Here is a 14,827-nt window from a genome sequence, read left to right as displayed (position 1 = left end):
CAGTAGCTTTGCACCTCCAGTGGCAGTCAATAGACAAGCTGCCACGTTTGGCGCAGTTTCCCATCTACTTGGCGTTGCCTGTCATGCCGGCCCAACGCCGCAGGCTCTTAACGTTGAAACCAACCAAGGCTCCGCAGTGGAGCCGAACAATCCAACAAAGGAGAGGAACGCGATGACACGCGAAGAAGCCTTCAAATTCTGCCCTGCTGACAGCTACGTGGAGCTCTACGGCAACCAGTGGCTGATCGTTCCATTTGCACCCGTCGCACAGCCCCAGTTCTTTGTTTGCAAACCAAGTCAGCGAAGCTCCCAAGCGCGGTAACTGACGGCGCCTTCGAAGCTAAAGCTGCAAGGTCTATGGGGATCGTTCATCTTGTGATTGAGTGAAGCATGGCTGCCCCGATTGAGGACTATGCGCTGCTTTCGGATCTCCACACCGGACCCCTTATTTCCCGCCACGGCAGTGTCGACTGGCTCTGCTTCCCGCGTTTCGACTCGCCCTCGGTCTTTGCATCCCTGCTCGGCCAAGAAGACCACGGCCGGTGGCTGTTAGCACCGAGCCCGGCGGAGGCCGTCGTCGTGGATCGTCGCTATGTGGACTCGACATTCGTACTCCAGACAACGTGGCAGACCAATTCCGGAAAGGTCCTGGTGACGGACTTTATGCCGGTAGGTGGCGTCCATCCATCACTCGTCCGGCGAGTAACCGGACTCCGCGGAACAGTCTCTATGCATCAAGAGATACGAATCCGGCCTCAGTATGCCACCGTCCTCCCTTGGGTAAGCAGGATCCGCGACAGCATTGACGCCTCCGCACAAATACTTCTCGCCATGTCCGGTCCGGATGCTCTATCTTTGCGGGGCACCTGCCTTCCGCAAGCCGAAGACCACCGCCATGCGGGGGAGTTCACCGTTCAACAGGGGCAGAATGTCGACTTCCACCTGACATGGTTCCACTCCTACCAGGACGTGCCGCCAGCCATCGACATAGATGAATCCCTGGACGACACCATTCTCTACTGGACCACGTGGGCCGCCAACTGCCGCTACGACGGCCCCCATCAGAGAGCAGTCAAGCGTTCACTCCTGGTCTTACGTGCTTTGACCCACTATGAGACCGGAGGCATTGTCGCCGCCCCTACCACTTCCCTGCCAGAAGAGTTTGGCGGACCACGAAACTGGGACTACCGCTACTGTTGGCTGCGCGATGCATCCTTGACACTCGAGGCGATGTTGACGCACGGCTACGAATCCGAAGCCCTGAAGTGGCGCAACTGGCTTCTGCGTGCGCTGGCGGGTGATCCGGAAGATTTGCAAATAATGTACGGCGTAGGGGGCGAACGCGACCTGACGGAAAGGGAACTCCTGCACCTCCCCGGTTATCAGGATGCCCGACCCGTTCGAATCGGCAACGCAGCAGTCTTCCAGCATCAGGCCGATGTTGTGGGGGAGGTGATGGTGGTACTGGAGAGACTTCGCCTCGCCGGGGGCAAGGAAGATCATTTCTCCTGGGCTCTGCAGCGTGCACTCCTTGGGTCAGTGGACAAACACTTCGAGGAGAAAGACTTGGGATTGTGGGAAATGCGAGGCGCTCCCCAGTACTTCACGCACTCCCGGGTCATGATGTGGGCAGCCTATGACAGCGGCGTACGGGCCGTCCGAGACCACGGACTGACTGGGCCGCTCGGGCATTGGGAACGGCACCGGGATCGACTGGCCGCAGAAATCATGGAACGGGGATTCAACCGGGATTTGAATTCCTTCACTCAAACGTACGGCGGGGAGCAGACGGACGCTGCCTTGCTGGTCTTGCCACAGGTCGGCTTTCTCGCCTATGACGATAGACGGATGCTGGGAACGGTCGCTCGGTTGGAAAAGGAGCTGCTCACCTCTGAGGGGCTGCTGATGCGATACCGCACCGAGACCGGCGTCGACGGGTTGGCTCCTGGTGAACATCCATTCCTCGCCTGCTCCTTTTGGCTGGTGGAACAGTACGCGCGTTCCCGCCGGCGGGCCGACGCCGAGAATCTTATGGATGCCCTGGTAGGTCTTTGCAATGACCTCGGCCTGCTGAGCGAAGAATATTCCATGGACGAGAAACGGATGGCAGGAAACTTTCCACAAGCCTTCTCCCATCTTGCCCTGATACGTGCCGCTGACGCGATGCACAGTCAGGGCATCTAAGCCCCGGTTTTTTCCTTGTCCGCATAGCGGGACGCTTCCCTGTAGGCCGTTGGTGGCATCCCATTCCACCGCTTGAACGCGATGGTGAAGCTCGTAGGGTCCGTGTATCCAAGAGTGCGGGATATCCGCGCTACCGAGTGATCTGTTTTGGAGAGAAGATCGGCGGCGAGGTCGCGGAGCGCTTTGTCCCGGAGCTGAGCAAAGTCATCGCCGGTCAGTTCCAGCTTGCGTTGCAAGGTGCGGGGGGAGACCCGCAGTGTTGCGGCCACATTTGCGAGTTTGCGGTTGAGTTCGGGCGCGGTCCTGATGATCTTCATGACGGTGTCGGGCCAGTCGCCGGTTGCCCTGAGATCGTCAAGAATCTGGTGATCCGCTTTGAGCCATGCTTCGTGTTGGAAGGCGTTACCGAAAGGGAGCTCGTGTGCCGAGGTTGCTGGGGTCCACCAAAGCCGTAGTGCATCAGATCCGCAGTCGATGTCGCACGGGACCAAGGCAATAGCTTCAGGGGAAGCTTCCGCGAGTGGGAACTCGACGTGGGTAAACGGAAATGGGCTGCCGTACATCCACGTGAAAGTTCTGGCAATGACGCAGAAATCCCGGTAGACGCTGAACGGGACCAGCTCCTCGGGGGTGTCGGGATAGGTGAATTCCATGCCTGTTATGGAGCCGTCCGAAGTCCGGAGAGGCGAAATTTCCATCAGGCCGGGTGCATAGTCTGTTGAGCTGCCGGCCTCCACCCACGCAGCAATGGTCGGTGCGGTAGCGAGGGCCAATCCGCGAATCCCGAAGGACCCCAGCGTGTAAGCCTGTGCTGCCTTGACCCAGAGTTCGACACGATCCTTTGTGAGAGCCACAAACTGAAGCTGGAAGGCCAGTTCCTTCTTTGCGGGAATAGTGCCTCCAGGACGGTCGATTGCGTCAGGATCTATTTCCGCGTTGGTCAGCGCAGTTTGCCAATCAAGATCCGCGTCCTTCAACACGGCACAGAGTCCGTGAACGCTGAAGTTGGGTAGTCGCAGATTCTGGTAAGAGCTAAGTTTCACTGCTGCCCCCTTTCACCGTTGACGAAGAGGCGCTTCCGGTTTTCAGGGTCCAGGGCAATGAGTCGGAGTGGCCCAGCATGTGAAGCACGTCACCAGCTTTGCATCCCACGCCATGTCTTCACAAGAGGCCGCGGCTGACGCGGTTTCCCATCTGTTTGGCATCTCTTTCCATGCCGCCTGCCTCGTGGAGACACCTAACGTTGAAGCCCTGAGCAAGGGCCGGCAGTGAAGCCGGTGCACTGATATCAAAGGAGATCCGGTGAGTATGTCCATCACTCAAAGCTTGGAAGCTGCAATCACTGCAGACGAATTCAAGGCGGCATTCCGCAACCATCCCGGTGGCGTCGCTGTCATCACTGCAGATGCCGGCAATGGGCCGGTTGGCTTGACGGCAACGTCGGTCATTTCGGCCAGTGCCGAACCAGCGATTCTGGCGTTCTCGGTCTCGGAATTCTCGTCCAGCACCCCGACTATCCTCAGCGCCGATACTGTCGTCGTGCATTTTCTCAGCGCTGAGCAGGTGGGCATCGCAAAACTATGTGCGACCAGCGGAATCGACCGGTTTGCGGATACCTCGCTCTGGTCCCGTCTCGAGACCGGGGAACCATACTTCGTCCAGGCGGGGTCCTGGATCCGGGGCAGGATCGTCAACTCAATGAACGCCGGCGGATCAACCATTGTGGCGATTGAGGCCCTCGAGGCGTCGCCGGCGCTCTCTGGCGATGCCGAGCCGGGAACGCCGCTCGTTTATCACAATCGCGCCTGGCATGCACTTGGCGAAGCCTCGCTGATCTAAACAGCCCCTATCGAGACCACTTCTTTCCACATCCTTATAACTTCCTGAAAGGACGGCAATCATGAGCATCGTTACGAATGAATCTGCCACCGAAAACACCTTCGATCGCGACTTCGTTGCGGACTACACGGTAGAGCGTGACAAGGGCCCCATGGTCGGGGGTGACAACGCCTTCAAGGTGGCCATTTTTGGGGCGAACGTTTCCACCGGGCAAGGCGGCCTGAACTTCGCCGAGAACTCCATCAAGCTTGGCAACTGGGGCGAAGTGCAGCATCTCGCGCAAAAGGCCGACCGGTACGGCGTAGACGGCTTCATCCCCATCGCACGCTGGCAGGGGCTCGCTGGTCCCGACCGTCCCTGGGGGCGTCAGTTCGAGACGTTTACCTGGGCGGCGGGAATCGCCGCTGTAACGCAGAACATTCAGATCATCGCCACGTGCAACGTGCAGTTCATCAACCCGGTACTTGGCGCCAAGATGGTGACCACCATCGACCACATCAGCGGTGGCCGCATGGGACTAAATGTCACAGCAGGCTACTTCAAGCCCGAGTACGACATCTTCGGTGTTGAGCTTCCCGAGCACGACGTTCGTTACGAACTCGCCGACGAATGGGTCGAGATCGCGGAGCGGCTGTGGGCGAACGAGGAGCAGGAGTTCGACTTCGACGGCCAGTTCTTCAACCTCAAGGGCGCGCAGGCGCATCCTAAGCCGGTACAGTCGCCGCGTCCGATGGTGATGAGTGCCGGTTCGAGTCCCGCAGGGCAAGAGTTCGCATTCAAGCACGCAAACGTCCTGTTCGCGTCGGTTGCGACCGTCGAGCACAGCGGCGAGCTCACGCCGAAGCTGCGGCAGAAAGCCGATGCGGCCGGTCGCGAGGACCTGGGCCTGTGGGCCGGCGCGCACATCATCGTCAAGGACACCGAGAAGGAAGCACGCGCCTACGCGGACTACGTGACGCAGAGCACCGACTGGGAAAGCGCGCTTCGCTATCGCGAGATCATCCGCAACGGCACGCAGAGCTTCAACTGGGATGAGTACAAGCAGTCCGAGGACTACAAGCACGACGAGTCGGTGCAGGCCTTTGGCCGCGCAGCACTCATGCCGATCACCGGTACGCCGGAAATGGTGGTTGAGGAATTGCAGAAGTTGCAGGCCTCGGGCATCACGGGCATCTGCACCGGCCTCGTTGACTATGACGAGGGACTCGATCGGCTCAACGAGCAGATCTTCCCGCTGATGCGCGAAGCCGGCATGCGCGCCTGACCACGAAGCATTCATCCATCAAGGAGTGAACAGTGACGACTTTTCCTGATCCCAAGAAATTCCAACTTATCGTCGCAGGGCCGAACGAGTCCGGCGAAGCCGACTTCCTCGACGTCGGCCCGGCCGCCGAGTTCGAGTTCCCCGGCGTGGCAGCCGGTGCCTTTTACTGGGCAGTGGACGGGGGCCACAGCAAGACCAACATTGGTGCCCCGCCCAGCAAGGTCGCCCTTGCAGGGCCCAACGGGTCCACCTTCGGTGTCAGCAGCTTTCCAGCGCACTCGTCTGGAGAAGTGGACGCGTCGACGCTCGACGACAGCATGAGCGCTACCGAGGACGACGGCGACGCCGGCATGCACGCCAGTGACACTATCGACTACGAGGTAGTTATTTCGGGAAAGGTGGACCTCGTACTCCCCGGTGGCAAGAAACGCACACTGGTTCCGGGCGACTTGCTCGTCATGGCGGGCGTTCCCCATGCGTGGAAGAACCCCTATGACGAGGATTGTGTCTACGTTGTCGTCACGGTCGGTTTCAACACCCAAGAGGTCCCATCATGAGCCTGACCTCACCTGGCAAGGCACTGCAGGCAGTCTTCGAGAGCCCTGAGACGGCCCTGATGCCGTTCGGCGCCCTGCCGATCCACGCCCAGATGGCCCAGCACGCCGGCTTCGACGCATTTCAGCTTTCCGGTGGCATGTCTGCCTGGTGGCAAGGAGTGTCGGACACCGGTTGGCTTACCCTGACAGAGGTGGTGGACCATGCGAAGCGAACTGCCCGCGCCGCTGACATTCCCATTTACTGTGATGCCGATACCGGTTTCGGTGCGCCCATCAACGTTCAGCGCACCGTGTCGGAGTTCATCGATGCCGGGGTTGCCGGAATTCACATCGAGGACCAGCGGGAACCGAAAAAGTCAGGTGGCGTAGCCGGTATCGAACTGGTGTCCGATGCTGAGGCGATCGGACGACTGAACGCCGCCGTCGACGCCCGCGACAAGTTCGACAAAGACTTTGTCATCGTCGCCCGCACAGACGGCTACGGTGCCGCCGGCGGTGGCGTCGACGAGGCAATCCGCCGCGGGCAGCTCTATAAAGCAGAGACCGGCGCTGACGTCATCTTCTACGAAGGGTTTCATACCTGGGAGCAGGCCGAACTCGCCCTGAAGGAGACACCCGGACCTGCCTACGCCATCGGAGTTCCGATGATCGGACGCAAGACCGTCGCCGAGATGACCGCGATCGGACAGGCCATCCAGCCCATTCCCTTCGTGCTCCCGGGCATCAAGGAAGTCTGGAACCTCCTCATGCAGGTCAAAGAGTCGGGCGAAGCCACACCAATAGGCGATTACATCGACAGCCTGAACGACGGCCCCGACAGCATCGGCTGGGGCGCAATGTTCGGCCGTCCCTCCACCGACTACGTCCGTGAAACCGAGGACAGGTTCATTCCCCAGGAATCGCGGAGGGACTACGACAACAACGTCCACGTAGGGGAGAGCTACTAATGAACAAGGAGAGACTGATGTTGGAGGACAAAGCCGGACTCGTCACAGGAGCGGGCTCAGGCATTGGCCGGGCGAGTGCTCTGGCGTTCGCAAAGAATGGCGCGCGCGTCATGGTGTCCGATATTGATGAGAACGCGGGACGTGAAACGGTCGAGCTCATCACGGAATCCGGTGGTGAAGCTGACTTCTTCAAGTGCGACGTCAGCGAAGAGGAACACGTCAAGGGCCTTGTCGACGCGACCGTATCAAGCTTTGGCAAGCTGGACTTCGCTTTCAACAACGCCGGAATGAACGGCGTCTTCGCACCCATTGGCGAGACTGACAGCGCGACCTGGGATCGGGTCATGAAGGTGAACTTGTACAGCACCTTCTACTGCCTGAAGCACGAAATAAACTCGATGCTGAAGACCGGAGGCGGCGCAATTGTCAACACAGCCTCGGCCGCCGGCCTGATCGGAATCGCGAACAACGCGCCCTACACCGCCTCGAAATTCGGCGTGGTCGGCATGACGAGGAACGCGGCCATGGACTACGGTCCCTTGGGCATCCGCATCAACGCCCTCACGCCAGGGTCAACGACAAGTCCAATGATGAAGAACGCCTTCGAACAGAACCCTCCGGAATTTCGGGAGAGCATTCTGGCGGCGATTCCATTGCGCGCCTTGGCCGAACCCGAGGATCAGGCAGATGCGGTGGTGTGGCTCTGCTCCGATCAAGCCCGCATGGTCAGCGGAATATGCCTGGCCGTGGATGGCGGCTGGCTGGCTGGAAAGTAAGCCGCTACGAACCCGGAAAGTAACAGGCAGGGCCTACCTGATTGTCGGAGACATGGAGTGATCGAAATGAACAATCTTGATTTCAATGGCCGCGTGGCAATAGTCACCGGCGCAGGGCAGGGAATGGGCCGCGAACACGCGAAAATGCTCGCTTCCCGAGGGGCACGCGTGGTGGTCAACGACGTCAATGCGGAGAACGCGGCCCAGGCCGTAGCTGAGATAACCGAGGCAGGCGGCACCGCCGTGGCTGACAGCCACAACGTCGTCTCTGCTTCATCGGACATCGTCCAAACAGCCCTGGATTCCTATGGGCAGCTTGACATCGTTGTGAACAACGCCGGAATCAACGCCTTCGGTCGTTTCTGGGAGATGGAAGCCGACACATGGTGGCGCATCTTCGACGTGGCCGTCAAGGGCGTCGTTGGTGTCTCGCGTGCAGCCATGCCGCACCTCATCGCCTCCGGCAGCGGCCGTCTGATCAATATCTCCTCAAACGGGGTCATGGGTGTTCCGACTGACTCTGCCTACAACGCGGCCAAGGCCGCGATCTGGGGTCTCGGTATCACCCTCGCGGCCGAGGCTCGCGAGGTGGGAGTTCAGGTCACCACCCTGATGCCCGTTGCCTTGACTCCCATGACCGAGGACGCGTTCCCCAATCCCGTTATCAAGGACGCCATGCGCACCGCTGTTCCGGCGAGCTCGGTGTCAGCTTTCGTGACGTGGCTCGCACACCAGGACACGACAGTTTTCGGCGAAACCTTTGAGATCGCCGGTGTGGCGGCCGGGCGGGTGGCGATCGCGGGCATGCCGCGCATGAAAGTCGAGGTGCCAACGCCAGAGAGCTGGGCCGACAGTGGTGAGACGCTCATGAAGGACGGCGAGCTGCGGGCATTTCGCAACGCCAGCGAGTCTTTCCGAGACCAAATGGTCTATTTGGCACCCGAACTGGACGCCGTACTTCCCGCCGACGCAGCGGACGTGTCGAGGTAACCATCGCATCAAAGTCCATACAGCAACAAGATCAACCACGCCAACCTCACAACCTATTAAGGATTCTCATGAAGATCGGCATTCTAGGAGCAGGATCAATAGGGGCAACACTCGCCCGCAAACTGAGCGGGGCCGGCCACGATGTAAGGGTAGCCAACTCACGCGGCCCTGAAACCATCGGTCCACATATTGTGGCAGCGGGAGCCCGGCCGGTAGAAGCAAAGGACGTGGCCACCGACGTCGACGTCCTGATCACGTCCATACCGCTGAGCAGGATGCCCGAGGTCAGAGAACTCATCGCCGACCTCCCAGCGAACGCCGTCATCGTCGATACGTCCAACTACTACCCCCTGCGTGACGGGCGCGTGGAAGCCTTGGAAACCGGGAAGGTGGAAAGCGTCTGGATCACCGAACAGCTTGGGCGCCCCGTTGCCAAAGCCTGGAATGCCATCACGGCCGGGTCCTTCGAAGCCTATGGAAGAGAAGGTGGCCATCCGGACAGGATCGCCATCCCTGTGGCCGCGGATCGTGACCAGGACAAATCAGTAGCAATGGCCCTTGTGGAGGAGACCGGTTTCGAGGGCTTCGATGCCGGTTCCTTGGCGGACTCTTGGCGCCAGCAACCCGGAGCGCCTGCCTATTGCACCGATCTCTCAGGCCGGAAACTACGCGAGGCCCTTGCTGAAGCTGAGAAGGATCGACTCCCGCAGCGACGCGACATCGTGGTTACGGCCCTTACCGAGCGCTTCCCGAGCTACACGGACGTCAGTCTCCACTACCTTGTCCGGCTCAACAGAGCCATCTACAGCTAAGACTGCGACAACCCGCAGTTGCCGCAGGTCAAGGAGCAGAAGTGAACCGCAAGGAAGATATCGTCATCGTGGGGGCTGCCAGGACTCCCCAAGGCAGGTTGATGGGCCAGCTCGCCACGGTATCTGCCGTCGAGCTGGGCGGCGCCGCAATCGAAGCTGCCTTGGATAGGGCAGGCGTATACCCTGAATCTGTCGACGCTGTTGTCATGGGTCAGGTAATCCAAGCCGGGGCCGGCCAGAACCCTGCACGTCAGGCCGCTGTCGCCGGGGGAATACCGCTCGGGGCACATGCTGTCACCGTCAATAAGGTCTGCCTGTCCGGGCTGAGCGCGATCATCGAAGCCAGCCGGCTGCTCCAACTTGGAGAAGCGGAAGTGGTCATCGCGGGCGGACAGGAATCAATGAGCAACGCTCCACATCTGCTTGCCGGTTCACGCGCAGGGCACCTATACGGGGACACCGTACTGACAGACTCGGTTGCCCACGACGGGCTCACCGATGCCTTCGATCAGGAGTCAATGGGCATCAACACTGATCGCGCCAATGCCATGTTGGGCGTGAAGCGAGCCCAGCAGGACAGGGCCGCTGCAGACTCTCACCGCCGGGCGGCAGCGGCGCGGGATGCAGGGAATTTTGACGCGGAAATTGCTCCGGTCAAGGTGCCGCAACGTCGGGGACCGGCCGAATCCGTCAACAAAGACGAGGGCATCCGTCCAGACACCAGCGAAGAATCATTGAGTAAGCTTCGGCCGGCCTTCTCACCGACAGGAACCATAACCGCCGGCAACGCCTCCCCGCTCACTGACGGCGCTGCCGCCGTCGTCCTCACTACCCGCAGCTACGCGGAGGAGCGCGGCCTAAAGATCCTCGCCGCACTTGGGGCCTGTGGACAAACGGCAGGTCCGGACACCTCGCTGCCGGACAAACCAGCCCGAGCCATTACCAAAGCGCTCAGCACCGCAGGATGGCGGGTGGACCAGTTGGACTTCGTTGAAATCAACGAAGCATTCGCCTCCGTTGCAATCCACTCCGCAGCGCAGCTGGGACTTGGCATGGACCGGGTCAACGTCAATGGTGGCGCCATCGCCCTGGGACACCCCATCGGCGCCTCCGGGGCACGCGTCGTCGTCTCGGCCGTGTACGAACTCCAGCGCCGCGGCGGGGGCAAGACCGCCGTGGCCTTGTGCGGGGGAGGCGGGCAGGGCGAAGCGCTGCTCCTCTCCCTGGCCCGGTAGCTGACGGGAGCACTGGAGCCATGAAAGAGGCTTCGTCGCACATCGGCAACAACGCGGACTGGACCGCCGAAACGGGGCAACTGCATGTCCTCGTTGCCAAACAGGCGTTAGACGAGAACATGATCCGCTACTGCCGGGGCATGGACCGCAAGGATCTTGACCTGATGAAATCCACCTACTGGCCAGAGTCGACCGAGGATCACGGCATGTATGTAGGTCTTTCCCACGAATTCTGCGACTGGGCCTATTCCCTGCGCCAGGGCTCCTCGCACAAGGCCAGCCACTACGTGACCAACATCCTCATCGACCTCAACGGCAACCAAGCCAAACGTGAAACAGCGTTCATCTACCGCACCGTTCCAACCGACGGCGGCCCTACAGACCTGCTCTTTGGCCGCTACCGGGATCTATGCGAACGGCGCCAAGGGGAGTGGAAGGTGCTTGCAAGGACGTGCGTCTGGGACGGGGCGCAAAGACTCGCTGCAGAAGCCGACCCAGCAGAGCTGTTCGGAATCCCGCCCACATCCAACTTCGGCAACCGATATCCCCATGACCCGATCTACGCCCCTGACTGGGGCACAGCACCCCCAGTCAAAACCATGAATGCAAAGGAGCATCCTTATGACTAGCGATCAGATTCTCGCTGGGAAGCATATTCTCATTACCGGCGCCGGACGCGGCCTCGGCGAGGCTTACGCTCGCGCAGCAGCCGCAGAAGGCGCCCGGGTGGTCGTTTCCGACATTAACGCCGAAAGCGCCGAAGCAGTCGCCGAGTCAATCAATCGGGATGGCGGGGAAGCCCTGGCCATCGCGGCAGATGTGACTGACTGGGACAGCTGCCAACGGCTTGTCGCGCTCGCGGTAGAACGCTTCGGGAAGTTGGACGGGCTGGTAAACAACGCCGGTTATTTGGAGACGGTGACTGCGGGCCAGGAGACGGCGGAGCACATTCGCCGCCATGTCGACATCAACGTCTGTGGTACTTACTTCATGTCGGTTCATGGTCTCGCGGCAATGGAGGGCAGCGGATCAATCGTCAATGTGACCTCGGGGGCTGTGGCTGGTCTCCGGATGATGAGTGCTTACGCGGCGGCGAAGGCGGCGATCGCTTCGTTGACGTTCGCTTGGGCCACTGAGTTCGGCGCCGATGGCGGGAACATTCGGGTCAATGCCATGGCGCCTCACGCTGACACCCCGATGATGACTGCAGGGACGGAGGCGTACACAAAGTTCTTCGGCGGCAACCCTGTGGCGCCGCCGCCTTCCACTAATGCTCCTGTGGTGCTGTACCTCCTCTCTGACCTCAGCAAGGGAGTTAACGGTCAGGTAGTCCGTTTTGCGAACGGGCATGACTTGATGCTGCTTTCGCACCCCGCCATCGTGGACTCCGCACTTACCCGTGAGACATGGACGCCCCTTGATGTCAGTGCGGCATTCGATGATGTGCTGCGCGACAGGATGCAGCCGTGCGGCCAATTGACGTACATGGACTCCCGCAGCATCGATCCCGCACTGACAGAGTTTGCAGGAGCCAGCCAGTGAACGAGCGAAACGAACCCGCGAAGCAAAGTGTCGACGTCGTGATTATCGGAGCCGGCCCGGTGGGGCTTTCGGCGGCGATCCTCTTGGGACGGTTCGGCGTCGATACCCTCGTGGTTGAACGACGAACAGAGCGATCACGGCACCCCAGGTCAAGGGCGGTCAGTTGCCGCACCATGGAGGTGTTTCGCGAACTTGGGCTCGCTGAAGAAGTCCGGGCAGCCGCGCTTCCCGGCGGACCAAGGCGCCTTCTGGGAAGTGACGTCGTTTCGCCGTGGCGCTCCGTTGTCACCAGCAATGCATATACGAACGATTCGGCGGACACCAGTTTGGGTCCTGAGACTCTGGATGTGGTGCTGTGTTCCCAAGACGTGCTCGAGCCGATCCTCGTTGACGCGGCCCAGGCTCAGGAATCAGTTGCGGTGGAGTTCGGCAAGACGGTATCGACTGTCAACGACACCGGGGAAGAAGTCCTGGTGTCCATACTCGGTGACACAGGCCTGCAGGAGGTAGCGGCGAAGTACGTGATCGCGGCCGACGGCGCTGCCAGCCAGGTGCGCACTGCGCTGGGGATCGGGACGACGGGTGAACAGGACCTGCAGACGGCGGTGAGCGTGTTGTTCCGTTCACCCCTAATCCAGCGGCGCACGGGCGATCCATCAAGCTTCATTTACCTTGATAACCCGGACACCATTGGGGCCGTGGTGATCGCTCCAGTGGACGCAACTGATCGGGTGGCGATGCTTGGCCGCCCGCTTGTCATGGACCGGGTTCCTTTTGAGGACATTGACTGGACGACGCAGATCCTGGACGCTATCGGCGATCCCCATGAGTCAGTGGAGCTGATGGACGCCAGAACGTGGACGGTGGGTGCCTGGGTAGCCGATAAGTACCAGTCCGGGCGTATCTTCCTGGCAGGCGATGCTGTCCATGTGATGCCACCTTACGGAGGGTTCAATCAGAACACCGGTATCCAGGATGTTCATAACATTGCGTGGAAGTTGGCAGCCGTCATCAACGGATGGGCGGATCCCGGCCTGCTGGAGACCTACGAAGTTGAGCGGCGGCCTGTCGCTGTGTTCAACATGGCAGAAGCCGTCCGCAACTTCCGATCGATCGTCGGAAACGTTGATGAAGGCCCACGATCCTTCCGGCCGGAGAATTTTGTGCACCCCGGACTGGATATCGGATTCCGCTACGACCGGGGTGCCGTTGCCGGGACCACAACTCCCGACGCCGGCTGGCCGGTAGGAGCCTTCACCCCGACTGCAGCTGTGGGCGAGCGGGCCCCGCACATATGGCTCGATGGCGAGGGCGCAGTCTCGACGCTGGACCTGTTCGGGCGTGAACTGGTTATCCTTTCGCGATCCGGTTCGGGGCCGGCAAAGGAGGCCGCGCAGCGCGCTGAAATCCATGGCATTCCGTGCAGGGCGGTAACGTTCGGCCCTTCCGGTGACTTTGTCGATGCGGAGTCGGCATGGGCGGCCGCGTACAACGTTCACGATGATGAGGCCATCCTCGTGCGCCCTGACGGCCACGTGCTCGCACGGTTGGACGGCAGCGACTCGGGTGCCCTGGACCGGGCGCTGCTGGCCTACATTGGACGCTCTCTGTCTCTGTGAAGAGGCAAACCATTTGCTGAAAGGGGTACGTCTTGTCCGACCTGGACCACGATCTGCCGCCTCCGAGCGACCGATAAAACGTCGCCCCGCCGGGGCACTGCCACCGATGCGGATTTCCGCGAAAATCTATTGGAACTAGCACCATGTGTGTATAAGGTTCATATTACGAGAGTAACAAGTGTGGCTGCACTTGAGCATTCTGTAGCCCAACTCAGAGATCGATCACAGAAATGAGGAGATTCACGATGGCGTGGATAACGTTTGATGATTACAAGGATAAGTACGAGCACATCAAGCTGGAGCGTGATGAAGATGGCATCCTGCTGGTCACGTTCCATACGGATGGCAGCGATGTCGTCTGGGGGGTAGGCGTACATGACAACGTTTCCTCCCTTTGGGATGACATCAGCAGGGACCGCGGAAACCGTGTTGTTATCATCACCGGCGCAGGCGACACCTTCATTGATAAGGAAGCGCCGATTGAGAACAAGAACTGGGTAACACCCGAGATCTGGCTTGGTCTCCATCATGATGCCAAGCGCCTGGTGCTCGGCCACCTCGACATCGAGGTTCCGATGATTGCTGCAGTTAACGGGCCGGCGAGGTACCACAATGAGCAGGCGCTGCTGTGCGACATCGTCATCGCTTCCGAGGACGCCGTATTCGCCGATCACGCGCACTTCTCCCAGGGGAACATTCCCGGTGACGGGATGCAGATCATCTGGCCGTTGGTCATCGGGTTGAACCGTGGCCGGTACTTCCACCTCACGGGCCAGGAAATCACCGCGCAGCAGGCGTACGAGTGGGGTGCCGTGAATGAAGTGGTGCCTAAGGGCCAGGTTGTCACCCGGGCGTACGAGCTCGCGCGGATGCTTGCCGCGAAGCCCACGCTGACGCTTCGCTCAACGCGGATGCTGATGGTTAATGAACTCAAGAAGACCATGAATGATGCAGTCAGTCACGGCATGATGACCGAGGGTCTCGTTGCCATGGGTGAAGGCTGGAATCCGAGTCCGCTTACCGGCCCGGAATTGGCCGCTGGTGTCAAGACGCCTGTCTGAT

The 14,827-nt window shown here is 60.4% G+C and carries 14 protein-coding genes; 13 read left to right on the top strand and 1 reads right to left on the bottom strand.

What is annotated here, in order from left to right; genetic code table 11:
- The first annotated feature begins 390 nt into the window (after nucleotides 1-390).
- Nucleotides 391-2,184, top strand: a complete 1,794-nt coding sequence (locus ACSSVG_RS23200) for a glycoside hydrolase family 15 protein (protein WP_492416607.1) — start codon at nucleotides 391-393, stop codon at nucleotides 2,182-2,184.
- Here the strand turns inward: ACSSVG_RS23200 and ACSSVG_RS23195 are convergent.
- Nucleotides 2,181-3,227, bottom strand: a complete 1,047-nt coding sequence (locus tag ACSSVG_RS23195) for an AraC family transcriptional regulator (RefSeq protein WP_492416605.1) — start codon at nucleotides 3,225-3,227, stop codon at nucleotides 2,181-2,183. The two genes, ACSSVG_RS23200 and ACSSVG_RS23195, sit on opposite strands and share 4 nt — an antisense overlap.
- 265 nt (nucleotides 3,228-3,492) lie before the next feature.
- On the opposite strand from ACSSVG_RS23195, the gene ACSSVG_RS23190 reads away from it, so the two are divergent.
- The 12 genes from ACSSVG_RS23190 (at nucleotide 3,493) to ACSSVG_RS23135 (ending at nucleotide 14,826) form a co-directional block, all read left to right on the top strand.
- The gene (locus ACSSVG_RS23190) at nucleotides 3,493-4,023 is read left to right on the top strand and encodes a flavin reductase family protein (protein WP_364304683.1); all 531 of its coding nucleotides are present in this window, start codon (nucleotides 3,493-3,495) and stop codon (nucleotides 4,021-4,023) included.
- 61 nt (nucleotides 4,024-4,084) lie between these two features.
- On the top strand, nucleotides 4,085-5,287 hold the full coding sequence (locus tag ACSSVG_RS23185; protein WP_364304685.1) for an LLM class flavin-dependent oxidoreductase: 1,203 nt from the start codon (nucleotides 4,085-4,087) through the stop codon (nucleotides 5,285-5,287).
- Between the two features lie 32 nt (nucleotides 5,288-5,319).
- Nucleotides 5,320-5,844, top strand: a complete 525-nt coding sequence (locus ACSSVG_RS23180) for a cupin domain-containing protein (RefSeq protein WP_492416603.1) — start codon at nucleotides 5,320-5,322, stop codon at nucleotides 5,842-5,844.
- A complete protein-coding gene (locus tag ACSSVG_RS23175) occupies nucleotides 5,841-6,791 on the top strand; it encodes an isocitrate lyase/PEP mutase family protein (protein ID WP_492416601.1) in 951 nt (316 codons plus the stop codon). The genes ACSSVG_RS23180 and ACSSVG_RS23175 overlap by 4 nt, the downstream gene beginning before the upstream one ends.
- Nucleotides 6,792-6,808: 17 nt before the next feature.
- A complete protein-coding gene (locus ACSSVG_RS23170; protein WP_492416599.1) occupies nucleotides 6,809-7,567 on the top strand; it encodes an SDR family NAD(P)-dependent oxidoreductase in 759 nt (252 codons plus the stop codon).
- A 66-nt stretch (nucleotides 7,568-7,633) separates the two neighbouring features.
- Nucleotides 7,634-8,557, top strand: a complete 924-nt coding sequence (locus tag ACSSVG_RS23165) for an SDR family NAD(P)-dependent oxidoreductase (protein ID WP_364304694.1) — start codon at nucleotides 7,634-7,636, stop codon at nucleotides 8,555-8,557.
- A gap of 68 nt (nucleotides 8,558-8,625) precedes the next feature.
- Nucleotides 8,626-9,369, top strand: a complete 744-nt coding sequence (locus tag ACSSVG_RS23160) for an NADPH-dependent F420 reductase (RefSeq protein ID WP_492416597.1) — start codon at nucleotides 8,626-8,628, stop codon at nucleotides 9,367-9,369.
- Between the two features lie 41 nt (nucleotides 9,370-9,410).
- The gene (locus ACSSVG_RS23155; RefSeq protein WP_492416596.1) at nucleotides 9,411-10,604 is read left to right on the top strand and encodes an acetyl-CoA C-acetyltransferase; all 1,194 of its coding nucleotides are present in this window, start codon (nucleotides 9,411-9,413) and stop codon (nucleotides 10,602-10,604) included.
- Between the two features lie 20 nt (nucleotides 10,605-10,624).
- On the top strand, nucleotides 10,625-11,233 hold the full coding sequence (locus tag ACSSVG_RS23150) for a nuclear transport factor 2 family protein (RefSeq protein WP_492416594.1): 609 nt from the start codon (nucleotides 10,625-10,627) through the stop codon (nucleotides 11,231-11,233).
- Nucleotides 11,226-12,146 carry an SDR family NAD(P)-dependent oxidoreductase gene (locus ACSSVG_RS23145; protein ID WP_492416592.1) on the top strand — a complete coding sequence of 307 codons (921 nt, stop codon included), beginning with the start codon at nucleotides 11,226-11,228 and terminating at the stop codon, nucleotides 12,144-12,146. Before ACSSVG_RS23150 ends, ACSSVG_RS23145 begins: the two co-directional genes overlap by 8 nt.
- Nucleotides 12,143-13,765: an FAD-dependent monooxygenase gene (locus ACSSVG_RS23140; protein WP_492416590.1), complete on the top strand. Its 1,623-nt coding sequence runs from the start codon at nucleotides 12,143-12,145 to the stop codon at nucleotides 13,763-13,765. Before ACSSVG_RS23145 ends, ACSSVG_RS23140 begins: the two co-directional genes overlap by 4 nt.
- A 245-nt stretch (nucleotides 13,766-14,010) precedes the next feature.
- Nucleotides 14,011-14,826 carry an enoyl-CoA hydratase/isomerase family protein gene (locus tag ACSSVG_RS23135; protein WP_492416588.1) on the top strand — a complete coding sequence of 272 codons (816 nt, stop codon included), beginning with the start codon at nucleotides 14,011-14,013 and terminating at the stop codon, nucleotides 14,824-14,826.
- Nucleotide 14,827: the final 1 nt, after the last annotated feature.

The sequence above is a fragment of the Paenarthrobacter sp. E2MeOHC11 genome, from assembly GCF_058744955.1.
Note: the sequence above shows the minus strand (reverse complement) of the source record. Positions and strands in the feature narration are given on the sequence as shown.

Bases quoted from the DNA above. Each gene is read 5' to 3' on its own strand.
- ACSSVG_RS23200 (WP_492416607.1), top strand. From the start codon at position 391: ATGGCTGCCCCGATTGAGGACTATGCGCTGCTTTCGGATCTCCACACC.
- ACSSVG_RS23190 (WP_364304683.1), top strand. From the start codon at position 3,493: ATGTCCATCACTCAAAGCTTGGAAGCTGCAATCACTGCAGACGAATTC.
- ACSSVG_RS23185 (WP_364304685.1), top strand. From the start codon at position 4,085: ATGAGCATCGTTACGAATGAATCTGCCACCGAAAACACCTTCGATCGC.
- ACSSVG_RS23175 (WP_492416601.1), top strand. From the start codon at position 5,841: ATGAGCCTGACCTCACCTGGCAAGGCACTGCAGGCAGTCTTCGAGAGC.
- ACSSVG_RS23170 (WP_492416599.1), top strand. From the start codon at position 6,809: ATGTTGGAGGACAAAGCCGGACTCGTCACAGGAGCGGGCTCAGGCATT.
- ACSSVG_RS23165 (WP_364304694.1), top strand. From the start codon at position 7,634: ATGAACAATCTTGATTTCAATGGCCGCGTGGCAATAGTCACCGGCGCA.
- ACSSVG_RS23160 (WP_492416597.1), top strand. From the start codon at position 8,626: ATGAAGATCGGCATTCTAGGAGCAGGATCAATAGGGGCAACACTCGCC.
- ACSSVG_RS23150 (WP_492416594.1), top strand. From the start codon at position 10,625: ATGAAAGAGGCTTCGTCGCACATCGGCAACAACGCGGACTGGACCGCC.
- ACSSVG_RS23145 (WP_492416592.1), top strand. From the start codon at position 11,226: ATGACTAGCGATCAGATTCTCGCTGGGAAGCATATTCTCATTACCGGC.
- ACSSVG_RS23135 (WP_492416588.1), top strand. From the start codon at position 14,011: ATGGCGTGGATAACGTTTGATGATTACAAGGATAAGTACGAGCACATC.